Consider the following 22,379-nt stretch of genomic DNA (forward strand, 5'->3'; position numbering starts at 1 on the left):
TCGGACGGTACGCAAGCGCGCGACCCCGCGTCACCCGGCCAAGGGTATGGAAATGCTCACGACAAAGCGAGGGTGTCCGAACAACTGAGCAGCGGACCGCCGGGGCGGGCCCACGGCCCACCCCGGCGGCATGTCACCGATGCGGTGTCAGGACACGTTGACCGTCACGTCGTCGACGACGAAGTTGGTCGCCAGCGAGACGTCCTCGGTGCCGGTGAACTTCAGCGAGACCGTCGAGCCCGCCCAGCTCGACAGGTCGAAGGACTTCTGGGTGTAGCCGGTGGCCGCGTTGGCGTTGGAGTACGTGGCCAGGGTGCCCAGCACGCTGCCGGAGCTGGAGAGCACCTGCACCTGGAGCTTGTCGTACGCGGTGGAGCCGTACTCACTGGTGTCGATGTGCAGCCAGAAGGCCAGGGTGGCCTTGCAGCCCGCCGGGATGGTGACGCTCTGCGCCAGGGTGTCGGTGTGGGTCTGGCCGTAGCCGTCCAGCCACGCCTTCCAGGAGCCGCTGTGCGCGGCCTGGGAGGAGGAGCTGTTGACCACGCCGGAGGTGGTGGTCCACGGCGCGGCGCTGCCGGTCTCGAAGCCGCCGTTGCCGATCAGCTGGCCGCTGCATCCGCTGCCGCCGGCGGCGGAGACGGTCCAGCCGAAGGTGGCGGTGCCGGTGCTGCCCGCGCCGTCCTTGGCGGTGACGGTCACGGTGGCGGTGGTGGCGGTGGTCGGGGTGCCGGAGATCAGGCCGGTGGAGGCGTTGATGGACAGTCCGGCGGGCAGTCCGGCGGCGCTGTAGGACAGCGTCTGGCCGGAGGCGGAGTCGGTGGCGTGGATCTGGAGGCTGACCGCCGTGCCCACGGTGCCGGTCTGGCTGCCCGGGTTGGTGACGGTCACCGTGCTGCCGGGGTTGCCGCTGCCGCCGCCGAGCAGTGCGTTGGTCAGCCCGTCGGCGATCGGGGAGCCCCAGCCGGTCACCTGGTCGTAGCCGGTGGCGGTGGCGAAGTCCTGGTTGGAGCCGCTGGTGGTGTCATGGAAGGCGGCGCTGTAGCCGGAGCCGCCGGCCAGCTGGTAGATCGCCGCGTTGGCCGAGCCGAGCTTGGCCTTGCTCGCGGCGGCCGCCCGCTGGTTGTACAGCGCGCTGTAGCCGGACCAGAGCGGCGCCGCCGCGCTGGTGCCGCCGTAGACCGCCCACTTGCCGGCGGTGTAGATGGCGAAGCCGGAGTTGGGGTCGGCGTTGGAGGCGACGTCCGGTACGGTGCGTCCGCTGCCGGAGCCGGTCTGCCAGGACGGCTTGCCGAACACCGTGGAGGTGCCGCCGCCGCTGGAGCTCCACGCCTTCTCCGAGCCGTAGGCGCCGCCGGAGAGCGAGAGGTTGGTGCCGCCGACGCCGGTGTTGTACGGGTCGGACGCGGGGAAGTCCACGGCCTTGACCTTGGAGCCGCTGGTGGAGCGGGTGCAGTCGCGGGAGCCGTCGTCGCCGGAGGCGCTGTAGATGCTGATGCCCTGCGCCGCCGCCTGCTTGAAGGAGTTGTCGACGGCGGTCATCGAGGAGGCGGTGGTGTCCGGCTCGCAGGAGCCCCAGGAGATGGAGACCACCGAGACCCGGTTGTCCGAGACGATCTTGGCGGCCATGTCGATCTCGCCCGCGTCGCTGTTGGGCGCCTCGTAGACCAGCTGGGTGGCCTTGGGGGCGACGCCGCGGACGATCTCGCTGTCCAGCTCCACTTCGCCCTGGCCGCCGCCGGGGCGGGAGTCGTAGTTGGCGCCGTCCACCGAGACGGTGCTGACAGCCGGTCCGGACAGGCCGTACTGGGTGTCGTAGGCGCGCAGGTTGGTGGAGCTGTAGCCGTCGAACTCCCAGAGCGCCACGGTCTGCCCGGTGCCGTCGGCGCCGAGCTGGTCGAAGCGGTAGGCGGCGTTGTACTGGGTCGGGCCGTAGCCGCTGGGGGTGGCGTGCGAGGTGGCGTCCGGCTTGACCAGGTTGGTGTGGCGCACCGTGTGGTTGTCCAGGCCGGAGACGCCCTGCACGACCTGGGCGAGGTCGGCGGGGATGGTGGCCGCGTGGTCGTTGGCGTAGAAGTGCTGCTGCCGCTCGGTGTCCAGGTAGTCGCGCTCCCGGGTGCCGAAGGCGGCCTCGATCCGGTCGGCCGGGCCGCTGGCGTCCACCACCTGCCGGTTGGCGCTGACCCCGGTGACCGTCAGGCCCTGGTCACGCAGATAACCGCTGACCCGGTCGACGTCGGCGGCGGTCGGGGCGTAGCGGGCGGCGAACTGGTCCGGGGTGAGGTAGTGCCCGTACTCGGCGGAGCCCGGCGTGCTCACGGCGGCGAGGAAGCGGTCGAGTCCGGCGGTGTCGCGGAGTTTGAGGCTCACCGCGACGGATATCCGCCGGCTGTCGGGTACGTCGCCCTGGGCCTGGGAGTGCGCCACGGCGGGGGAGAGCGTCTGGGGGAGCACGGTACGGGACGCGGCGGAGGGGCCGGCGGTGGCGTACGCGGGCGCGGTGCCCACGGCTGCGACGCCGAGGGGCAGCAGCGCGGCGGCCGCCGCCGCGGCAAGGTGACGGGACTTCACGAAAGTTCCTCCTGGTACCGGCGCCAAGGGGGCCGGCAAAGGGGCGTGCGTCTCGGGACGGAAACGCACGGCCGAACTTCGCAGAAATTCCGGTCCAAGCGGCTAATGCCGCAGTAATTTATTGTCCAAGAACAGTCAAGTCTTCATTTTCATTGTATGAACTGAATTCAGCGCACTCATACAGTGAATAGAACCGGACCGCCGCCCCGTGCCCCGGGGGCGGCGGTCCGGCGCCTGGTCAGGACAGCTTGGCGAAGTGGTCGCGCAGCCCGACGCCGAAGGCGGTCGGAGTCCCGTCGTAGGCGGTGATCAGGGACGGCCCGGAGGAGCAGTCCCAGTTGTTCCAGGTCCAGCCGAGGTAGGAGATCTTGTGCTGGTCGAGCCAGTTCATCAGGGTGTCGATGTAGCCGTGGGCGCAGTCGTTCTCGCCGATCTCACCGGCGACCACCGGCACCTTGGCGGCCACCGGGGCGATCTGGCTGTCCCAGCAGGAGCTGGAGCTGCAGGTGTTGAAGTTGTACGAGTGCCAGGAGGCGGCCAGGTTGTTCAGCGGGTCGCTCGGCTTGTAGGTCAGCCAGGAGGTGAGGTCGTTGGAGTACGCCAGGCCGCCCAGCATGATGACGTTGTCGGCGCCGGTGCCGCGCACCGCGTTCACCATCGACTGCATGCCGGCCACGGTGTAGCTGAGGCCGGGGCAGGCGCTGCCGCCGTCCCGCCAGCAGGTCCACGCCTGGGTGGAGCCGGAGACCGCCCGGTCCACGTACGGCTCGTTGAAGAGGTCGAAGACGGTGGCGCGGTCGCCCTTGAAGGCCGAGGCGACCGAGGTCCAGAAGCTGGTCGCGTTGTCGGCGTCCGGCATCGGCTTCTGACAGGTGGCGTTGACGTCGGTGCAGGCCGAGGAGTTGCCCGAGTAGACGCCGTGCGACCAGTGCATCTCGACGATGGCCACGATGCCGTTCTGGTGCAGCAGGTTGACGTAGTTCTTCACGGCGGTGCGGTAGGTGTTGCCGCTGTAGGCCGCGTCGACGTTCGGCAGGCTGTTCCAGCAGTCCTCGTTGAGCGGGACCCGGACCACATTGACGTGCCAGCTCTTGATCGCGGCGACCGAGGCGGCGTCGGACGGGCCGTCGAAGAGGCCGCGGCCCTGCACGCACATGAACTCGGTGCCGGACCGGTTGACGCCGTGCAGGGTGACGGCCTTGCCGGAGGCGTCTACCAGGGTGTTCCCGGAGACCTGGAGCTGCGGGGCGGCGCCAGGCGGCGGCGTGGTGGGCGGCGTGGTGGGCGGAGTGGTCGGGGGTGTGGTGGGGGGCGTCGTCGGCGGGGTGGTCGGCGGCTTGGTGGGGGGTGTGGTGGGCGGCGTCGTCGGGGGAGTGGTCGGCGGCTGGGTGGGCGGCTGGGCGCCGTTGCAGGTCACGCCGTTGACGGTGAAGGAGGTCGGCGCGGCGTTGCTGCCGCTGTAGCCGAAGTTGGCGCCGATGCTGGTGGAGCCGCCGGGTGCCAGGCTGCCGTTCCAGCTGAGGCTCTTGACCGTGACAACGTTGCCAGACTGCGTCCAGTCGCCGCTCCAGCCCGACTGGAGCTTCTGGTTGCCGCTGTAGGAGTAGGCCAGGGTCCAGTCGCTCGCCGAGGCGGTGCCGGTGTTGCTGATGGTGACGTTGGCGGTGAAGCCGGTGCCCCAGTCACTGGTCGTGTACGTGACGCCGCAGCCGAAGGCGGCCGCAGCGGCGCCGCCGGCCCAGGGCCCGACGGCGGGTAGCACGGTACCCGCGACAGTCGCCGCCACGGCGGCGAGAACGGTTCTGGTGCGCGCTCGCATGAGCTTGCTCCTGGTGGGTGAGGTGCGGTGGATGATGGGTGCGCTCCCACTGGTCCGGAGAAAAGGTAGACCTCGACCCCGCTCCGCAACAGACCCCGCGCACCGGGTTTTCACCGGTAAACGCTTGCCAGCGGCGTGCTGACGGCGGCTCTTGACGGGACGTCGGATTGCCATCACGCTTTGGGAGCGCTCCCATTGGTTGGCGGCCCTGCCCGGTCCGGCAGAGCCCTACGCCCCCGACCTCGTATGGAACTCCGCTCCTCGCGTACGGAACTCCTCTCCTCGCGTACGGAACTCCTCGGGGACCGGCGGGCACCCGTGGCCGTCCCGAATCGACCCGATCGAGGAGGAGCCAGTGAGGCCGGCCCGCCCGACCCCGAAGTCCCCGCCCCCGACGCCCCCGCCCCCGACGCCCCCGACCCCGACGCTCCTGACCCCGAACCCCCTGCCCGGCCCGCCCCGGACGCCCGCCCCGCCCCGCGACCCCCGTACGCTCTGGCCCCATGGAGAACCGTGTCGTGGTCGGCGGAGCCCTGCTGCACCGGGGCCGGGTGCTCGCCGCCCGGCGCAGCGCCCCGCCCGAGACGGCCGGCCGCTGGGAGTTCCCCGGCGGCAAGGCGGAGCCCGGGGAGACCCCGCAGCAGGCGCTGGAGCGCGAGCTGTACGAGGAACTGGGCGTGCGGACCCGCGCCCTGGCCCCGCTGCCCGGCGAATGGCCGATCCGCGCCGGCCTGGTGCTGCGGATCTGGACCGCCGAGCTGCTGTCCGGCGAGCCGCTGCCGCTCCAGGACCACTCCGAACTGCGCTGGCTGACCCCCGCCGAGCTGGACACGGTCGACTGGCTCGACCACGACCGCGCGGTGCTGCCCGAGGTGGCCCGGCTGCTCACCGCCGGGGACTGAGCGACCCCCGGGGCGTACCGGCACCCCTGGGGCTGCCGGGGCCGGTGGGACCGGTGGGGCTCCTGGGGCACGTGGGACTGCTGGAGCACGCGGGACTGCTGGGGCACGCGGGACTGCTGGGGCACGCGGTGAAAGATGACCCGTACGCCGGGATACGCGGGCTTTGCGCCGGGTATGTCACTATCTGGCCGCAGCCTGCGGGGCCCGCGGTCCTGGGATCGGAACCGCACGGCCACGTCGGGGCGGTGCGCCACAGAGCCGGAGGGCCCGTCGGTGTCGAGCGCGGGTAGCGACGCGGACCAGCGGGGCGGCCGCCCGGACCGCCGCCCACGCCGACCGGGCGGCGCCGCCGCCCGCGCCCGGCTGCGCCGGGGCCGGGGCGCGGCCCTCGGCGTCCGCCCCGCCCGCCTGCTGGCGCCGCCCCCGCCCGAGGCCGTCACCCGGGACTCCTTCGCATCGCCCGGCGCCCGGGTCCGCACCCCCGGCCGCTTCCCCGGCACCGGCGCCCCGACCGCCACCGGACCGGCCAGGGGCGGCGGCTCCGGCAGCCTCTTCGACATCGTCCGGTTCGCCGTCGCGCTGCTGGACACCGCCGGCCGGGTGGTGCTCTGGAGCCCGGCCGCCGAGGAACTGCTCGGCTGGCCGAGCCAGCAGCTGGTGGGCCACCCGCTCCAGGAGGTGATGCTCTCCCCGGACCGCGCCATACGCGCCCGCCGCGCCATGGACCACGCCATCCGCACCGGCAGCTGGCACGGCCGCAGCCGGTTCGGCGACCGGGACGGCAACGAGGTCCCGGTGGACGTCCGGATCACGCTGCTGGTGGACGGCGACGGAGTGCCCTTCCTCCAGGTCACCCTGGCCGAGGCGACCGCCCTCCAGGCGGTGGAGCAGGACCTCGCCGTCCGCGACGCGCTCTTCGAGCAGGCGGCGCTCGGCATCTGCGTGATCGACGGCGACCTGCGGTACGCGGCCGTCAACCAGGCGCTGGCCGCGATGAACGGCCTGCCGCCCGAGGAGCACATCGGCCGCACCACCGGCGAGGTGCTGCCGGAGCGCGGCGCCGACGAGGTGAGCGCCATCCAGCGGCAGGTGCTGGCCACCGGCGAACCCATCGTGGACGTCACCGTCGCCTCCCCCAGCGCCCGCCGCCCCGGCTACCGCTCGATCTCCTACAGCCGCCTCACCGACCGGGCCGGCCGTGTCCTCGGCATCGCCGGGCTGGTGATGGACGTCACCGACCGCTACCGCGCGGTGGCCAAGGTGGAGAACTCCCGGCGCCGGCTGTCGCTGCTCAACGACTTCGGCTCCCGGGTCGGTGACCTGCTCGACGCCCCCCGGATCGCCCAGGAGCTGGCCGGCGCCGTGATCCCCCGGCTCGCCGACTACTCCGGGGTGATCCTGCTCCAGGCGGTCGCCTCCGGCGACGACCTGCCGCGCCACCCGCACTCCCGGCGCACCGCCCTGGTGCAGCTGGGCGTCGGCACGGTGCAGGACGGACCGGTGGTGCAGGCCATGCTGCGCCGGGGCTCGCGGATCGACTTCACCGACGAGTCGGTCTTCGGCCAGGTGCTGCGCAGCGGCCGACCCGAACTGCTCAGCACCCCCGACGAGTTGGAGGCCACCACCTTCCCCGGCGACCCCCGGGTGCAGGCCGCGCTGGACCTCGGCATCCACTCCATGCTGGTGGTGCCGCTGCGGGCCCGCGGCCTGGTGATCGGACTGCTGGTGATCAGCCGGGCGGCCCGCCGGGAGGCGTTCGACCGCGACGACCTGGCCTTCGCGGTGGAACTGGCGGACCGGGCCGGCAGCTCGCTGGACAACGCCCGGCTGTACGCCCGCGAGCGGACCGCCGCCCTCACCCTCCAGCGCACCCTGCTGCCGCAGCAGGTGCCGCAGCCGCCCGGGGTGGAGGTCGCCCACCGCTACGTCCCCGGCAGCAGCGGCGCCGAGGTCGGCGGCGACTGGTTCGACGTGATCCGGCTGCCCGGCGACCGTACCGCCCTGGTGGTCGGGGACGTGATGGGCCATGGGCTGCGCGCCGCCGCCACCATGGGCCGGCTGCGCACCGCCGTCCGCACCCTGGCCGCCCTCGACCTGCCGCCCGCCGTGCTGCTCGAACGGGTCCACGAGCTGGCCGACGACCTGGCCCAGGGGCCCGACGAGGCGCTCATCGCCACCTGCGTGTACGCGGTGTACGACCCGGCGACGCGGCGCTGCGAGCTGGCCAAGGCCGGCCACATCCCGCCGCTGCTGGTCGTCCCGGACACCGCCGGGCCCGCCGCCGGCCCCGGGTCCGGCCCGCTGCCGGGCGGCACGGCCCGGGTGCTGGACCTGCCGTCCGGGGCGCCGCTGGGGGTCGGCGGGGTGCCGTTCGAGTCGGTCGAGGTGGAGATCCCGGAGGGCAGCCTGCTCGCGCTCTGCACCGACGGCCTGGTGGAGTCCCGCGACCGCGACCTGGACGAGGGGCTGGCCCGGCTGCGGGCCGTACTGGAGAAGCCGCACAGCTCCATCCAGGAGGCGTGCGAGGCGGTGCTCGGCATCGTGGACCAGGGCCGCGAACCGGACGACGTGGCGCTGCTGCTGGCCCGGCTCGGCCGCGGCCCCACCCAGCGCACCGCCGGCTGGACGCTGGCCGCCGAGCCCAGCGCCGCCGCCCGCTCCCGCCGCCTGGCCCGCGCCGCCCTGGCGGGCTGGGGCCTGGAGCCGCTGGCCGAGACGGCGGAGCTGCTGGTCAGCGAACTGGTCACCAACGCCGTCCGGTACGCGGACGCGCCGATCGGACTGCGGCTGACGGTCGGTGAGGACGCACTGCTGCTGGAGGTCTCCGACCCGCTGCCCGACCCGCCCACCGAGCGGCACGCCACCGGCACCGACGAGGGCGGCCGCGGCCTGGAGCTGGTGAGCGGCCTCGCCCGCCGCTGGGGCACCCGGGCGGAGGGCGCGGGCAAGGTGGTCTGGCTGGAACTGCCGCTTCTCGACGCCCTGGTGTGAGCCGTGCGCCAGAGTGGTAGGGGGCGGGTGAGGACGGTGGGCCGTACGGCCGCCGCAGGGCCCGGCCCGGGAGCACCCGGCCCGGGACGCGCGTCCCGGCAGAGACGGCAGGTCCAGGACAGGTATGAGCAGGTGGTGGCGGAGCGACGGCGTACGAAAGCAAAATCCTTCGCCCGATTTGATGTTGTGACACTGAGGGCATGGGCCGTGCGCCCGTGATGATGAATACTCGTGGTCTCGATACCCGGACGGCCGCCCCCGGCCGAGCGGGAGACGGCGGAGTCCGACCCGGTGAAGGGGAGTCGGTTCGTTGAACGACAGGCCGGCGCGGAACGCGTGCACGGGCAGCGGCTCGCTGCCGGGCCGGACCGGGCGGACGGAGCCCGCCCACGGCGGGCGAGCGGGCGGGAGGGCGCCGGTGCGGAACGTTGAGGGGCTGCGGTCCGGAGCGCGGGTGCCGCGCCCCACCCGGGCCACCGACCCGGCAGAGTGGGGCCACGGCGGGCCGGGCACCATCTACGACTACATCAGGGTGGCCGCGTTCGCGATCGGCGCCGACGGCCGGATCAGCCAGTGGAGCGACCGGGCCGCCGAGTTCTTCGGCGTCGACGCGGCCGACGCGGTCGGCGCCGACCCGGTCACCGCCTTCCTGCCCCGCGAGGTCTGGCGGGACGGCCGCGCCCGGTTGGAACGCATCCTGGCCGGCGAGGAGTGGGTCGGCACCGTCCCGTACCGGGACCTCACCGGCGGCGAGGGCGTCGCCGAGGTCTACCTGATGCCCTCCCACAGCGAGGGCGACGCCACCGGCGCCGTCTGCCTCGCCGTCGACCTGCGCAAGCTGCGCCGGATCGAGACCGACCTGGCCGCCGCCGAGGCCGTCTTCGGCCAGACCCCCACCGGCTTCTTCCTCTTCGACCGGCAACTGCGGCTGCAACGCGTCAACGACGCCTTCGCCACCGGCGTCGGCCTCGCCCAGGCCGACCTGCACGGCCGGCACCCGTACGACCTCTTCCCGCGCGCCGAGGCCGACCGGCTGCTGGCCGCCCTCACCCAGGTGCTGGAGAGCGGCGACGCGGTCGTCGACATGCGCTTCACCTGGGCCACCCCGCCCCGGCAGGTCCCGCGCCACTGGTCGATCTCGCTGTATCGGCTGGTCGGCGCGGGCGACCGGCCGATGGGCGTCGCCGGGCAGATCACCGATGTGACCGGTCGTCAGCGCGCCGAACGCGAGGCCGCCAGCGTCCGCCGCAACCTCGCCCTGCTCAACGAGGCCAGCGCCCACATCGGTTCCACCCTCGACCTGGAGACCACCGCCAAGGAACTGCTCGACGTGGTCGTCCCGCAGTTCTGCGACGTCGCCACCGTCGACCTCTACTCGGCCCTGCTGGCCGGCGACACCGCCCCCATCGAGGCCGGCGGCCCGGCCGGCTCCGCCGACGGCGCGGGCGAACTGCGCCGGGTCGCCGTCTCCAGCGCCCTGCCGCGCGCCACCGACGCCGCCCGGGTCGGCGGCACCTTCTGCTACCCGCCCGGTTCCCCGCACGCCAAGGCGCTGCGCACCGGCCGCAGCGTCACCCCCGACAGCCACCCCGACCCGCTGGTGCGCAGCACCCTGGTGGTCCCGATGGTGGCCCGCAACACCGTGCTCGGCCTGGTCCAGCTCTCCCGCGCCAAGGGCAGTGAGCCCTTCGACCAGCGTGACACCGCCATCGCCCGGGAGCTGGTCGCCCGCGCGGCGGTCTGTATCGACAACGCCCGGCTGTACCGCCGCGAGCACGAGCGCGCCCTGATGCTCCAGCGCAGCCTGTTGCCGCCCGGCAACCCCGCCGCCAGCGGGCTGGAGATCGCCTGCCGCTACCTGCCCGGCAGCAGCGGCACCGAGGTCGGCGGCGACTGGTTCGACGTGATCCCGCTGCCCGGCAACCGCACCGCCCTGGTGGTCGGGGACGTGATGGGCCGCGGCCTGCGCGCCGCCGTCGCCATGGGCCAGCTGCGCACCGCCGTCCGCACCCTGGCCATGCTCGACCTGGACCCGGCCGAGGTGCTCACCGCGCTGGACGAGATCGCCCGGGGCCTGGGCGACGGCTCGGGCGCCTCCCGGCTCTCGCTGGGCAGCGGCCCGTCGCTGTTCGGGCAGCACCAGCCGCTGCTGGCCCAGCAGCGCGGCACCCCGCCGCCGGAGCCCACCCCCGAACCGGCCGGCGCCGAGGTGTACCTCGCGACTTGTGTGTACGCCGTCTACGACGCGGTGAACCGGCGCTGCACCATCGCCAACGCCGGCCATCTGCCGCCGGTGCTGCTGGCCCCCGACGAGGACGCGCTGATGCTGGACGTCCCCTCGGGGCTGCCGCTGGGCGTCGGCGGCGAGATCTTCGAGGAGATCGAGGTCGAGCTGCCGGACGGCGCACTGCTCGGCCTGTACACCGACGGGCTGGTGGAGTCCCGCAAGCACCAGCTGGAGGAGGGCCTCCAGGCGTTCCGCCGGGCGCTGTCCAACCACCGGCACAGCCTGGAGGACGTCTGCGACCACGTCCTGGACGAGCTGGACCCGCACCACGGCGAGGACGACATCGCCCTGGTGATGGCCCGCATCCACGCCCTCCCGGACGACGCCGTGGGCGACTGGCAGCTCCCCCCGGAGCCCACCTCCGTCTCCCGGGCCCGCGAACTGGCCATCGGCTGGCTGCTCGCCCGTGGCCTGGACGATTTGGTCGACACCACCGAGCTGCTGGTCAGCGAGCTGGTCACCAACGCCCTGCGGCACGGCCGCGGCGAGATCCGGCTCCGGCTGCTGCGTGACACCACGGTCGTCTGCGAGGTCTGGGACGACGGCTACGCCCAGCCCCGGCAGCGCCGCGCCCAGGAGACCGACGAGGGCGGCCGCGGCCTCCAGCTGGTCAGCCTGCTGGCCGAGCGCTGGGGCAGCCGCCGCACCCCCAAGGGCAAGATCGTCTGGTTTGAGCTCGCGCTGCCCGCCCTGACCCAGCCCCGCCCCTGACCCGGCCGTTCGCCTCCGGCCGGGTCGGGTGGCGCCCGCCGTGCGGCAGCGCACGGCCCGCGCTGTTCGCGAGCCGTGCGCTGCCGCACGGGACCGGGGCCGGGCCGGGGGCGGCCCGCCGTCTCACCCCATCTGGTCCTCGGCGGTGAGGTGCTCCACGGTCTTGCCGGTCTCGGTGAACGTCCGGGTGACATGCCCCGAGGAGTACACCCACAGAATGCGCAGCGGGCGGTCGCCGACGTTGCGGAACAGATGCGGGATGGGGGACGGGATGTAGGTGGTGTCGAACTGCTCCAGCCTCGTCACCTCGCCGTCCACCCACACCTCCGCCTCGCCTTCGAGGACCGTGACGTGCTCGTCGCAGTTGTGCGAGTGCAGGGGCGCCCCGGAGCCGACCGGGTAGACGCTCATCCCGCTGGTGATCCGGTTCTCCCCGCCTGCGGACGGCGTGGTGATCAGCGGTGTCGTCACGACGGAGCCGCCTCGGTCGAGCAAGGGCACCGACGCTGCCTTGACGATGGTGGTCATCCGGGTTCCTCTCCACTCCACGGTCGTACACCGGTCGACGCTAGGCCGCGTTCGGGTGAATGGCTGCCCTCTGGCGTGCACCTTTACCTTGCACTCCGGGAGGGGTGAGCATCCCCGTACCCGGTTGTAGCGTCGCTCGCGTCGCAGGTGTCCGTCCCGCACCCGAACGCTCCGGGAAGAAAAGGTAGGTATCGGCCAGATGAGGCTCCCCGTTCTCAGCGAGCAGGAAATGAATCCGCGCCAGCAGGAGCTGGCCGCCCGGATCGCCGGCCGCCGCGGTGCCGTCCGAGGCCCGTTCCGGGTCTGGCTGCACAGCCCGGAGATGTGCGAGCGCGCCGAGTCCCTCGGCGCCTTCGCCCGTTTCGACTGCAGCCTGCCCAGGCACCTGCGCGAACTCACCCTGCTGATGGCCGCCCGGAACTGGGACGCGCAGTACTCCTGGAACGCGCATGTGCGGCAGGCGATCGAGGCGGGCGTCCCGGAGGCCGCCGTCAAGGCCATCGCCGAGAAGCGCGAGGCGGTCTTCGAGGACGAGGCGGACCAGGCGTTCTACCGGTTCTGCCGTGAGGTCCTGGAGCAGCACCTGGTGTCCGACGAGACCTTCGCTCGGGCGCTGGAGCACTTCGGCGCCAAGGGGCTGGTCGACGCCATCGGCGCGCTTGGCAACTTCACCATGCTCGGCATGTGCCTCAACGCCTTCCAGGTGGACCTCCAGCCCGACCGCGAGCCGCCGTTCCCGGACATCCGGGGCTTCGAGCGGGTGGTCCCCGAGGGCGACCGGCTCCAGCCGTGACGTCCCGTACCGACCCGAGCCCGCAGAGAGGCATCGCTGTGACCCCACGGGCTTCGGCCACCTCCACGGTCGGCAGTGCCGCCGGTGGCGCACCGGAGGCCGTGGTCCGCGTACGAGGCATCGGCAAGAGCTTCGGCGGGGCGGCCGCGCTGAGCGGAGTGGCCCTCGACCTGTACCCCGGTGAGATCCACGCACTGATGGGCATGAACGGGGCCGGCAAGTCGACCCTGGTGCAGATCCTCTCCGGGGTCCACCAGCCCGACGAGGGCACCATCGAGGTCGGCGGACGGCCGCAGGCCAGGCTGACCGTCCGCAGGGCCCGCCGGCTCGGCATCTCCTGCCTGCCGCAGCGGCGCGAACTCGTCATGGGACTGACCGTCGCCGAGAACATCATGCTGGGCGATCTGCCGAACCGGCGGGGTGCCGTGCGGTGGCGGGCGGTCAGGGCCGAGGCGGCGAAGGCGCTGTCCGGCCTCGGCATCGACATCGACGTGCAGCGGACGGCGGGCTCCCTCACCGTGGCCGAGCAGACCATGGTGGAGGTGGCGCGGGAGGTGCGCCGCGGCGGCCGCGTCCTCATCCTCGACGAGCCGACCGCCTGCCTGAGCGCGGAGGCGGCGGACCAGATCCGGTCACTGGTGCGGAGGCTGCGCGACGAGGGCGTCGCCGTCGTCTACATCTCGCACTACATCGACGAGGTGATGGCCGTCGCGGACCGTCTCACCGTGCTGCGGGACGGGGCCGTGGTGTGCAGCGCACCGGCCGCCGAGCTGGACCCCGCCGCCCTGGTCCGCAGCATGGTCGGCCGCGAAGTGGTCTCCCGGCGCCCCGAGCGCCCCGCCCCGAAGGACGAGACCGGCCTCGCCGTACGCGGTCTGAGCCACGGGCAGGCCGTCCGGGACTTCACCGTCGAGGTGCGCCGGGGCGAGATCGTCGCCGTCCTCGGGCCGGCGGGTGACGCCCAGTCGCGCCTGTTCGACCTGCTCTCCGGACGGCGGCGTCCGAGCGCCGGGGAACTGCACGTCGGCGGCAGGCCCGTCCCCTTCGGCCGGGTCCGGGCCTCGCTCGCCAGCGGCCTGCGCTGCGTCACCGGCGACCGCCGGGCGCTGGGGCTGGTCGCCGGGATGTCCCTGGACGAGAACCTGATGCTCGCCGGCGACCGCTTCGCACGCCGGCGGCTGCACCGGCGGGGCGAACTCGCCCGCCGTGCGGCGCCGCTGCGCAGCAGCTACGGCGTGGTCGCCCTCTCCGGCAATCCGCCGGTGGGCGCGCTGTCCGGGGGCAACCAGCAGAAGGTCCTGCTGGGCAAGTGGCTGGAGACCGAGCCGGTCGCCTGCTTCCTGGAGGACCCCACCAACGGCGTCGACGTCGCGGCCATGGCCGACATCCACGCCCTGCTCGACGATCTCGCGGCGCGCGGCGTGGCCGTACTGCTCGCCTCCTCGTCCGCGGAGGAGGTCATGCGCCTGGCCGACCGCGTGGTCGTCGTCAGCGCCGGTCGTACGGTCGCCGAACACGACATCACCGCCATCACCCGCGACGAACTCGTCGCCACCGCCCTCGGAGGTCAACCGCAGTGAGCCTCGAAACCCCCTCCACCTCCGCGGACAGCGTGGCCCACCTGCCCGAGCGCACCGCGTCCCGCCTGTCGCCGCAGGCGCTGCTGCGGGTCCCGCACGGCGGTCTGATCATCGTCCTCGTCCTGGTCTCGCTGTTCACCGCCCTCCAGGCCGACTCCTTCACCAGCTCGCAGAACCTGCTCAACGTGCTGCGGCAGACCAGCGTGATGGCCGTCATCGCGGCCGGGCTGACGCTGCTGATGACGGCCGGCGGCCTGGACTTCTCGATGGGCAGCAACGCGGCCGTCACCCTGTCGGTGGCCGCGAAACTCCTGTCGACCGGCCACTCCACGGTCGTCACCGTGGTCGTCGCGCTGCTGCTCGCCACCGCGATCGGACTGGTCAACGGCCTGGTGGTGACCTTCACCAGGGTCGCCCCCTTTGTCGCCACCCTCGCCTCCGCGATGCTGCTGGACGGAGTGGCCCTGCTCGTCCTCAACGGTATGAGCGTCTCCATCGGCGACCGGATGTCGGCGCTGGGCAACTCCGGTCTCGGCGGCATCCCCTATCTGCTGATCGTGGCGCTGCTGGTGCTCGCCGGGATCGGGCTCATCATGCGCTTCACCACCTTCGGCCGTGACGCCTTCGCGATGGGCGGCAATGAGCATGTCGCCAGGCTGAGCGGCATCAATGTCGCCGCGCGCAAGCTCACCATGTACGCCCTCGCCGGCGCGCTCGCGGGCCTGGCGGGCCTGATGCTGCTCTCCCGGCTCGGCGCCGCCGCCCCCAACACCGGCGGGCTGCAACTCCAGCTGACCGCCGTCGCCGCCGTGGTGATCGGCGGCACCGCGCTGGCCGGCGGCCACGGCACCATCCCCGGCACGATCCTCGGTGTGGTGCTGCTCGGCGTGGTGGCCAACGCGCTGAACCTGCTCCAGGTCAACAGCTACTACCAGTTCGTCGTCACCGGCGCGGTACTGCTGGCCGCCGCCATCGTCAATGAGTTCCAGCGCAGGTCCTCGCCGGGCCACTGAGCCGGCCGGCGGCCCCGGGCCGCCACGGTCTCCTCGGCGCCACCCCCACACGCTCCGTATGCGCACATTCTTCCGAAGATGACAGGAAAGGCGTTCCCATGAAGCCCATCGCCCGCACCCGCCGCACCGCAGCGGCGTCGTTCGTCGGCGCCGCCCTGGTCCTCTCCGGCTGCAGCTCGCAGTCCGGCTCCGGCGACGGCTCGGTCACCCTCGGATTCGTCAACGGTGCCAACACCCACTTCCACAGCTGTCTGCTCAAGTCCGTGGAGCAGACGGCCAAGGCGGAAGGGGCCACGCTCTACTCGGCCAACTCCAAGCAGGACGCCGGGGCCGAGCTGTCCAACATCGAGGACATGATCTCTCGGAATGTGGACGCACTGATCGTTCAGACCGTCAACACCGACGCTCTGGAGGGCGATATCGCCAAGGCCAGGAAGGCCGGCATCCCGATCTATCTGACCTCCGTGGCCACCGACGACATGTCGGAGGTGCTGGGAGCGGCCGTGGTCGACCTGGAGAAGGTCGGCGGCCTGGACGCGGGCTGGGTGGCGAAGGACGCCGCCGGTGCGGAGGTCAGCGTCGGCGTGGTCGCGGGAGCCCCGGGCGCCGCCTCCGACCTGCTGGTCGGCGGCTTCGTCAAGGCCCTGCCCGCCAACGCCAAGGTGGTGGCGAACCAGCCCGGCATGTTCAACCCCGCCAAGGCGCAGGACGTCGCCGAGAACATGATCCAGGCCCACCCCGACCTGGACTACGCCTTCGTCGCCAACGAGGAGATGGCGCTGGCCGTGCGCAAGGCGTTCGACGCCGCCGGCGCCAAGGGGGTCAAGATCGTATCGGTCAACGGCACCGAGGACGGTCTGGCCGCCGTGCGGGACGGCCGCCTCGCCGCCACCGTGAGCAACTCGGCCCTGACCATCGGGCAGACCGCGGTGAAAAGCACGATCGGCCTGCTTGCCAAGGAGGAAAAGGTTGACAAGATCACTGAGATTCCTCTTGTCTTGGTCACCAAGGACAACCTGAGCGAGGCGCCCCAGTACTGCCCCGAGTAGGGGATCGGCACACCGACGGGCGGTGCCCGCCTCACCGTGTCCGAGCCGCAGGTCCGCCATAGCACCGGAATGCCCTCGCAGTCGCCTCGGGGGCGTTCCGGTGCGCGAACCCCCACGCGTCCCCGCTCTCGGCCTCGCGCGAGCGGAAGCTTCCGGAGGAAACATGGATCGCTTGCTTCTCATGCACAGCCTGGTCACTGTCGCGCAGGTCGGCAGCTTCAGCGGGGCTGCCAGGAAGCTGGGCTCCTCCGGCTCGCTGGTTTCGCGTCACGTCGCCGAGTTGGAAAGGCAGCTCGGTGTCCGCCTGGTCAACCGCACGGCCCGTTCGGTGAGTCTCACCGAACCGGGCCTGCGGTATGCGGAATTCGCTGCCCGCATTCTGGATGAAATCGAGGCGGAGGACGCCGGAATCGCCCGGCTCCACGACCGGGCCGAGGGGACGCTCAACATCATATGCCCCAAGTGGATAGGCAGCCTGGATCTCGGGGACGCCATCGCCGCCTTTTCCGCCGCCCATCCCAAGATCCAGGTCCGCTTTGAGCTCGGCGGCATGTCGGACCGTACCTACGACTTTCTGGACAGTGGCTTCGACATCGCCTTCCACACGCGTGACCTGCGGGACTCCAGCGTCAGGCTCAAGAAGATCGCTTCGCTGCCCTTCGTGCTGTGCGCGTCGAAGGAGTACCTGGACCGCAATGGGCCGCTCACCGAGCCGAACGGCCTCGCGCACCACGATTGCCTCGTCCACGTCAACGACCCGGTGTGGCGCATCGGACACGGGCACGCCTCGACCCTGCACAAGATTCGCAATGTGGCGTTCCTGTCCAACTCCTACATCGCGTTGCAGAAAGCCGCCGTGCACGGCCGCGGCCTCGCGCTGCTGCCGCAGCGGTCGGCCTATGACGACCTTGTGTCAGGTGCACTCCAGATCCTGCTGCCCGAACTCGCCGTACCGGACCGCCCACTCTTTGCGATCTATGGACCCGGTCAGGCGACTCCCAGGAAAGTCACAGTCTTTCTCAACTTCCTCACCGGCTGGTTCTCGAACAACCCCATCCCGGCCATCGGACAGTGAAGCGCCCGTGCCCGCCCGGTGTCCGAGCCGGCCGTCCGAGAGTGCAGACAATGTTTGCAGTACCTGCGCGACAAGGCCGTTGAAGCCGAGCGGGCCGGAAATCTACGATCACCCGGAACCGGTGACCGCAACGAGTACCGCAGACCTGGTCCGCGACCAAGCGAGGAATCCATGGGAATCCAGAGAATCGAATCGGTCACCTATGGCGTCGACGATCTCGGCACATGTGTCCGGTTCTTCGACGACTTCGGGCTCTTCCTGGTGGAGAAGACCGACGAGCACGCGGTGTTCGAGACGCTCACCGGGCAGACCCTCCGACTGGACACCCGGCCCGACCCGCTGCTGCCGCCACCGGTGGAGGAAGGACCGACCCTGCGCGAGGTGGTGTGGGGCGTCGACACCCCGCGCGAACTCCAGCGGCTGGTGGGCGAGGCAGGCCGCGACCGCCGGGTCCGCGAGAGCGCCGACGGAGTCCACCACACCGTGGACGAGACCGGCTTCGGCGCCGGCCTGACCCTCGCCCGGCCCAAGGCCGCAGCCGTCACCCCCAGGCCCGTGAACACCCTGGGCAGCGTCAACCGCTGGAACACCGCCCTGGAGCCGATCGACCGGGTCCGGCCGCTGCGCATGTGCCATGTGGCCCTGAACATCCCCCAGCAGGGCCGCGAGGACGCCGTCGCGTTCTACGTGGACCGCCTCGGCTTCCGGCCGACCGACGTGGTGGAGCCCATGGGCGTCTTCATGCAGGCCCCGGGCGACGACGACCAGCACACCATGCTGCTGTGCCACCGCCCCGACCGGGCCGGCGTCAACCACATCGCGTACGAGGTGCCGGGCTTCGACGATGTCGTGGAAGGCGGCAACCACATGATCGACCAGGGGTGGCGGGAGGCCCGCAAGCTCGGCCGCCACACCATCGGTTCGAACGTCTTCCGCTTCCTGCACGCCCCCTGCGGCGGCCGGGTCGAGTACGCCGCGGACATGGACCGGACCGACGGCAGCCACGAGACCCGGGTCCACCGGACCACCCCGCCCCACCACATCTGGGCGCTGCGCACCAACCGCGACCAGGGCGCCGCCGACTCCTGAGGCCCCGCCCCCGTCCCCACCAGCCAGCCAGCCTGAGAGGGCACACCATGACCACCGAGCACGGCTACCCCGCCGTCCGCATGTACATCGCCGGCCAGTGGTGCCGGGGCGGCACCGGACGCACCGCCCCGATCGTGAACCCGGCCACCGAGCAGGTCATCGGAGAGGTACCGCTCGCCACCACCGCCGACCTGGACCGCGCCCTGGCCGCCGCCGCCGAGGGCTTCCGGACCTGGCGCGGCACCCCGCCGGCCAGGCGCACCGCGATCCTGCACGCCGCCGCCGACCTGCTCACCGAGCGCGCCGCCGACATCGGCCGGACCATGACCCTGGAGCAGGGCAAGCCCCTGGCGGAGGCGACCGGCGAGGCCCGCCGGGTCGCGGACACCCTGCGCTGGCACATCGAGGACGCGCGCCGCGCCTACGGCCGCATCATCCCCTCGGCGCCCGGCACCGTGCTGTCCGTACGCCGGGAGCCCATCGGCCCGGTCGCCGCCTTCGTCCCGTGGAACTTCCCGGCGGGCGGCCCGATGCGCAAGATCTCCTCCGCGCTCTCGGCCGGCTGCTCCATCGTCATCAAGGCGTCGGAGGAGACCCCCGCCACCGCTGCCGCCCTGGTGGCCTGCTTCGTGGACGCGGGGCTGCCGGCCGGAGCGCTGAACCTGGTGTTCGGGGAGCCGGCCGAGGTCTCCGCCCACCTGATCGCCTCCCCGGTCACCCGGCTGATCGCCTTCACCGGCTCGGTGCCCGTGGGCAAGCTGCTCGCCGCCGAGGCCGGGAAGGTGATGAAGCCCTCCCTGATGGAGCTGGGCGGCCACGCCCCGGTGATCGTGTGCGCGGACGCCGACCCGGCCGCCGCCGCCCGCCGCGCCGCGCGGGCGAAGTTCGCCAACGCCGGGCAGGTGTGCACCTCACCCAGCCGGTTCCTGGTGCACGAGAGCCTGGTCGAGGACTTCACCGCCGAGTTCGTGAAGGCCGCCGAGGCGGTCGTCGTCGGCGACGGCCTGGCGGAGGGGACGACCATGGGGCCGCTGGCCAACGAGCGCCGGCTCCAGGCCATGCTGCGGCTCACCGCCGACGCGGTCAGCCGTGGTGCCGTGGTCCGCACCGGCGGCGGGCGCCCGGACCGCCCCGGCTACTTCTTCGCGCCGACCGTCCTCACCGGCGTACCGGCGGACGCGGACCTGATGCGGGAGGAGCCGTTCGGGCCGCTGGCACCGATCAGCGCGTTCAGCGACCTCGGCGCGGCGCTGCGCACCGCCAACGAGCTGCCGTACGGCCTGGCGGCGTACGGCTTCACCGAGTCCGCCGCCACCGCCGAGCGCCTGGCGGCCGAGCTGGAGGCCGGCATCCTCTCCCTCAACCACTGCGGCGGCTCCGTCCACGAGGCCCCCTCCGGCGGGGTGAAGGAGAGCGGGTACGGCAGGGAGGGCGGGCCCGAGGCCCTGGACGCCTACCTCGTCACCAAGCGCGTCTCCCACCTGCTGGCGGGCTGAGGCGCCATGCGGTACGCCCGCGTCTCGGTCGGCGGCTGCGCGGTGTGGGGCCGCGTGGGCGAGCAGCACATCGAGCTGCTGTCCGAATCTCCCCTGGAGGCCGCCGAGCGCCGGCCGGCCGGCGCCTGCGGTCCCACCGTCATCGGCGTGGTGCCGCGCGCCACCGCCGTCTGGCTGCCGGTCGTCGTACCGCCCGTGTTCTACGCGGTCGGCATGAACTACCGGCGGCACATCCAGCACGCCGCCGCGCTGGGCAACGCCTCGGCCGTGCTGCCGGACCGCCCCGAGGTCGGCTACCGGGCCAACAGCGCGCTGACCGGGCACGGCTCGCCGATCGTCAGGCCGGCCGGTGTCCAGGGCCGGTTCGAGGCGGAACCGGAGCTGGTCGCGGTCATCGGCCGCACCCTGCGGCACGCCACCCGCGAGGAGGCGCGCGCGGCCGTCTTCGGCTGGACGATCGGCAACGACGTCAGCGCCCGCAGCTGGCAGCACCAGGACCGCACCTTCTGGCGCAGCAAGAACAGCGACACCTTCAAACCCATGGGGCCCTGGCTGGAGACGGACGTCGACGCCCTGGCGCAGACGACCACCCTGCGCGTCAACGGGGAGGTCCGCGCGTCCTTCCCCACCGGCGACATGGTCTTCGACCCCTTCGACTACATCGTCGAGATCACCAAGCACATCACCATGCGGCCGGGCGACGTGCTGTGGATGGGGGCCGAGTCCACCTGCCAGATCGAGCCCGGGGACACCGTGGACGTCGAGATCAGCGGCATCGGCGTCCTGTCCAACCCCGTCCGAGGAGAGACCACGGAAAGGCAGCAGCCATGAGCAGCGCACCCCGCTACATCCACCACGTCAACTTCCCCACCACCGACCCCGACCGGACCGCCGAGTGGTACGCCAAGGTTTTCGGCATGAAGCGGATCATGCCCAAGTCCAACACCCGCGTGGTGCTGATGACGCGCGGCAACTTCGATCTGCACTTCACCCCGGTGGAGGAGATGGAGCGGATGGCCCCGTACCACTTCGCCGTCGAGGTCGACGACTGGGACGACTTCCTCGCGCACCTGAAGGACCTGGGCATCCGCCACACCCGCCCGATCGAGCGCCCCGAGAACCAGTCGAAGTTCTGCTACATCCATGACCCCGACCACACCATGATCGAGCTGGTCTTCCACGGCAAGCGCCCCAACTGACCGCCCTCGACGGGAGCCCCTCACCATGCCTGTTGCCGACTCCGACGGCACGTCCATCTACTACGAGCGCCACGGCAGCGGTCCGGCGATCCTCTTCGTGCACGGCAGCGGCGGACACCACGCCGCCTGGTGGCAGCAAGTGGCCGCCCTCCGCGCGGAGTTCACGGTCGTCACCGTGGACCTGCGCGGCTTCGGCAAGTCCGACTCCGCCGGCACCACGTTCGACGGACAGGACTTCCCCGGCGACGTGGTCGCCGTACTCGACCAGGAGGACCTGACCGACGTCATGCTCGTCGGCCAGTCCATCGGCTCGGTCGCCGCGCTGCGCGCCGGGCTGCTGCGGCCCGAGCGGGTCGGTTCGGTCGTGCTCGGCCACTCGCTCGGCGGCATCAGCCACCCGGAGCTGACCGAGCTGGCCGCCGCCGACCGTGCCGAGGCGGTCAAGCTGCCCGTGATCGACCGCCTGCTCACCAGGCGGTTCCAGCGGGAGCGGGCCGACCTCACCTTCCTCTTCCAGCAGATGGGCACGTTCAACGTCGCCAAGATGGCCGATCTGCGCAATCTGAACACCGACGGTCCGACCATCCGGCAGATCCAGGACTCGGGCGTCGCGGTCGCCTTCCTGGCCGGGGAGCGGGACGCGGTGCTCAGCGTGAAGACGGTGTCCCGCGCCCATGAGCTGCTGCCCGGCTCGCACCTGGCCGTCGTCCCGGACGCCCCGCACTCCATGTACTGGGAGGCGCCCGCGCAGTACAACGCGGCCGTCGCCCACCTGCGCCGCACCCTCACCGGACAGAAGGAAGCAGCATGAGCAGCCTCACCCTCGCCGCCGCCGAGGACATCGTCGACGCCGCCCTCAAGCGCGCCAGGTCGATCGGGAAGGCGGTGAGCGTCGCCGTGGTGGACGCGGGCGGCTTCCCGGTGAGCATCCGCCGCCCGGACGGGGCGCGCCCGCTCACCCCGGACATCGCACGCGCCAAGGCGTACACCGCGGCCGTGATGCAGCGGCCCGGCCCGATGCTGAAGAAGTGGCAGGAGAGCCAGCCCGTCTTCTTCGCCCAGCTCTCCCAGCTCCCCGGTGCGGCGCTGCCGATCCTCGCCACCGAGGGCAGCGTCACGATCAAGAAGGACGGCCAGGTCATCGGCGGTCTCGGCATCGCCGGGGGCACCGCGGACGAGGACCAGCAGATAGCCGAGGAGGTGCTCGCCTCCCTGGGGTACGAGTTGGAGTTCGCGGCCTGGGGCGTTGCGGGCAAGCCGGCCGGAGAGGACGACTGAG

At 72.3% G+C, this 22,379-nt stretch carries 17 protein-coding genes; 14 read left to right on the forward strand and 3 right to left on the reverse strand.

Translation table 11 applies throughout. The features are described from left to right. Window positions 1-147: 147 nt before the first annotated feature. Window positions 148-2,568 carry a protease pro-enzyme activation domain-containing protein gene (locus ACIQGZ_RS05425; RefSeq protein ID WP_402599500.1) on the reverse strand — a complete coding sequence of 807 codons (2,421 nt, stop codon included), beginning with the start codon at window positions 2,566-2,568 and terminating at the stop codon, window positions 148-150. Window positions 2,569-2,806: 238 nt separating this feature from the next. Continuing rightward, the gene (locus ACIQGZ_RS05430) at window positions 2,807-4,387 is read right to left on the reverse strand and encodes a cellulase family glycosylhydrolase (protein WP_402599501.1); all 1,581 of its coding nucleotides are present in this window, start codon (window positions 4,385-4,387) and stop codon (window positions 2,807-2,809) included. Window positions 4,388-4,890: 503 nt separating this feature from the next. On the opposite strand from ACIQGZ_RS05430, the gene ACIQGZ_RS05435 reads away from it, so the two are divergent. The 3 genes from ACIQGZ_RS05435 to ACIQGZ_RS05445 all read left to right on the forward strand — a co-directional run bounded on the left by ACIQGZ_RS05435 (window position 4,891) and on the right by ACIQGZ_RS05445 (window position 11,278). After that, window positions 4,891-5,289: a (deoxy)nucleoside triphosphate pyrophosphohydrolase gene (locus ACIQGZ_RS05435; protein WP_402599502.1), complete on the forward strand. Its 399-nt coding sequence runs from the start codon at window positions 4,891-4,893 to the stop codon at window positions 5,287-5,289. A 273-nt stretch (window positions 5,290-5,562) separates the two neighbouring features. Continuing rightward, window positions 5,563-8,280: a SpoIIE family protein phosphatase gene (locus tag ACIQGZ_RS05440; protein ID WP_402599503.1), complete on the forward strand. Its 2,718-nt coding sequence runs from the start codon at window positions 5,563-5,565 to the stop codon at window positions 8,278-8,280. 454 nt (window positions 8,281-8,734) lie between these two features. Beyond that, window positions 8,735-11,278: a SpoIIE family protein phosphatase gene (locus ACIQGZ_RS05445; protein WP_402599992.1), complete on the forward strand. Its 2,544-nt coding sequence runs from the start codon at window positions 8,735-8,737 to the stop codon at window positions 11,276-11,278. Window positions 11,279-11,401: 123 nt separating this feature from the next. Here ACIQGZ_RS05445 and ACIQGZ_RS05450 read toward each other — a convergent pair whose 3' ends face one another. Then, window positions 11,402-11,806 (reverse strand): cupin domain-containing protein, encoded by a 405-nt coding sequence (locus ACIQGZ_RS05450; protein WP_402599504.1) that lies wholly within the window; start codon window positions 11,804-11,806, stop codon window positions 11,402-11,404. A 229-nt stretch (window positions 11,807-12,035) separates the two neighbouring features. Here ACIQGZ_RS05450 and ACIQGZ_RS05455 point away from each other — a divergent pair, with 229 nt between their 5' ends. The 11 genes from ACIQGZ_RS05455 to ACIQGZ_RS05505 all read left to right on the forward strand — a co-directional run bounded on the left by ACIQGZ_RS05455 (window position 12,036) and on the right by ACIQGZ_RS05505 (window position 22,378). Beyond that, window positions 12,036-12,599: a carboxymuconolactone decarboxylase family protein gene (locus ACIQGZ_RS05455; RefSeq protein ID WP_402599993.1), complete on the forward strand. Its 564-nt coding sequence runs from the start codon at window positions 12,036-12,038 to the stop codon at window positions 12,597-12,599. A 38-nt stretch (window positions 12,600-12,637) separates the two neighbouring features. Next, complete coding sequence (locus tag ACIQGZ_RS05460; protein ID WP_402599505.1) at window positions 12,638-14,179, forward strand: sugar ABC transporter ATP-binding protein; 1,542 nt, start codon at window positions 12,638-12,640, stop codon at window positions 14,177-14,179. Further along, window positions 14,176-15,192, forward strand: a complete 1,017-nt coding sequence (locus ACIQGZ_RS05465) for an ABC transporter permease (protein WP_402599506.1) — start codon at window positions 14,176-14,178, stop codon at window positions 15,190-15,192. The genes ACIQGZ_RS05460 and ACIQGZ_RS05465 overlap by 4 nt, the downstream gene beginning before the upstream one ends. A gap of 98 nt (window positions 15,193-15,290) precedes the next feature. Beyond that, the gene (locus tag ACIQGZ_RS05470; RefSeq protein ID WP_402599507.1) at window positions 15,291-16,241 is read left to right on the forward strand and encodes a sugar ABC transporter substrate-binding protein; all 951 of its coding nucleotides are present in this window, start codon (window positions 15,291-15,293) and stop codon (window positions 16,239-16,241) included. Window positions 16,242-16,404: 163 nt separating this feature from the next. Further along, window positions 16,405-17,316 (forward strand): LysR family transcriptional regulator, encoded by a 912-nt coding sequence (locus ACIQGZ_RS05475; protein WP_402599508.1) that lies wholly within the window; start codon window positions 16,405-16,407, stop codon window positions 17,314-17,316. A gap of 171 nt (window positions 17,317-17,487) precedes the next feature. Next, a complete protein-coding gene (locus tag ACIQGZ_RS05480) occupies window positions 17,488-18,405 on the forward strand; it encodes a VOC family protein (protein WP_402599509.1) in 918 nt (305 codons plus the stop codon). Window positions 18,406-18,452: 47 nt separating this feature from the next. Beyond that, on the forward strand, window positions 18,453-19,901 hold the full coding sequence (locus tag ACIQGZ_RS05485; protein ID WP_402599510.1) for an NAD-dependent succinate-semialdehyde dehydrogenase: 1,449 nt from the start codon (window positions 18,453-18,455) through the stop codon (window positions 19,899-19,901). Between the two features lie 6 nt (window positions 19,902-19,907). Continuing rightward, entirely contained in the window at window positions 19,908-20,732 is an 825-nt protein-coding gene (locus tag ACIQGZ_RS05490) for a fumarylacetoacetate hydrolase family protein (protein ID WP_402599511.1), read from the forward strand. Then, window positions 20,729-21,100 (forward strand): VOC family protein, encoded by a 372-nt coding sequence (locus tag ACIQGZ_RS05495; RefSeq protein WP_402599512.1) that lies wholly within the window; start codon window positions 20,729-20,731, stop codon window positions 21,098-21,100. Before ACIQGZ_RS05490 ends, ACIQGZ_RS05495 begins: the two co-directional genes overlap by 4 nt. A gap of 25 nt (window positions 21,101-21,125) precedes the next feature. After that, window positions 21,126-21,911 (forward strand): alpha/beta fold hydrolase, encoded by a 786-nt coding sequence (locus ACIQGZ_RS05500; protein ID WP_402599513.1) that lies wholly within the window; start codon window positions 21,126-21,128, stop codon window positions 21,909-21,911. Further along, window positions 21,908-22,378: a heme-binding protein gene (locus tag ACIQGZ_RS05505; protein WP_402599514.1), complete on the forward strand. Its 471-nt coding sequence runs from the start codon at window positions 21,908-21,910 to the stop codon at window positions 22,376-22,378. The genes ACIQGZ_RS05500 and ACIQGZ_RS05505 overlap by 4 nt, the downstream gene beginning before the upstream one ends. Window position 22,379 lies beyond the last annotated feature (1 nt).

The sequence above is a fragment of the Streptomyces sp. NPDC092296 genome, assembly GCF_044755465.1.
Taxonomy (GTDB): domain Bacteria; phylum Actinomycetota; class Actinomycetes; order Streptomycetales; family Streptomycetaceae; genus Peterkaempfera.

Bases quoted from the DNA above. Each gene is read 5' to 3' on its own strand.
- ACIQGZ_RS05430 (WP_402599501.1), bottom strand. From the start codon at position 4,387: ATGCGAGCGCGCACCAGAACCGTTCTCGCCGCCGTGGCGGCGACTGTC.
- ACIQGZ_RS05435 (WP_402599502.1), top strand. From the start codon at position 4,891: ATGGAGAACCGTGTCGTGGTCGGCGGAGCCCTGCTGCACCGGGGCCGG.
- ACIQGZ_RS05450 (WP_402599504.1), bottom strand. From the start codon at position 11,806: ATGACCACCATCGTCAAGGCAGCGTCGGTGCCCTTGCTCGACCGAGGC.
- ACIQGZ_RS05455 (WP_402599993.1), top strand. From the start codon at position 12,036: ATGAATCCGCGCCAGCAGGAGCTGGCCGCCCGGATCGCCGGCCGCCGC.
- ACIQGZ_RS05470 (WP_402599507.1), top strand. From the start codon at position 15,291: ATGAAGCCCATCGCCCGCACCCGCCGCACCGCAGCGGCGTCGTTCGTC.
- ACIQGZ_RS05475 (WP_402599508.1), top strand. From the start codon at position 16,405: ATGGATCGCTTGCTTCTCATGCACAGCCTGGTCACTGTCGCGCAGGTC.
- ACIQGZ_RS05480 (WP_402599509.1), top strand. From the start codon at position 17,488: ATGGGAATCCAGAGAATCGAATCGGTCACCTATGGCGTCGACGATCTC.
- ACIQGZ_RS05485 (WP_402599510.1), top strand. From the start codon at position 18,453: ATGACCACCGAGCACGGCTACCCCGCCGTCCGCATGTACATCGCCGGC.
- ACIQGZ_RS05490 (WP_402599511.1), top strand. From the start codon at position 19,908: ATGCGGTACGCCCGCGTCTCGGTCGGCGGCTGCGCGGTGTGGGGCCGC.
- ACIQGZ_RS05495 (WP_402599512.1), top strand. From the start codon at position 20,729: ATGAGCAGCGCACCCCGCTACATCCACCACGTCAACTTCCCCACCACC.
- ACIQGZ_RS05500 (WP_402599513.1), top strand. From the start codon at position 21,126: ATGCCTGTTGCCGACTCCGACGGCACGTCCATCTACTACGAGCGCCAC.
- ACIQGZ_RS05505 (WP_402599514.1), top strand. From the start codon at position 21,908: ATGAGCAGCCTCACCCTCGCCGCCGCCGAGGACATCGTCGACGCCGCC.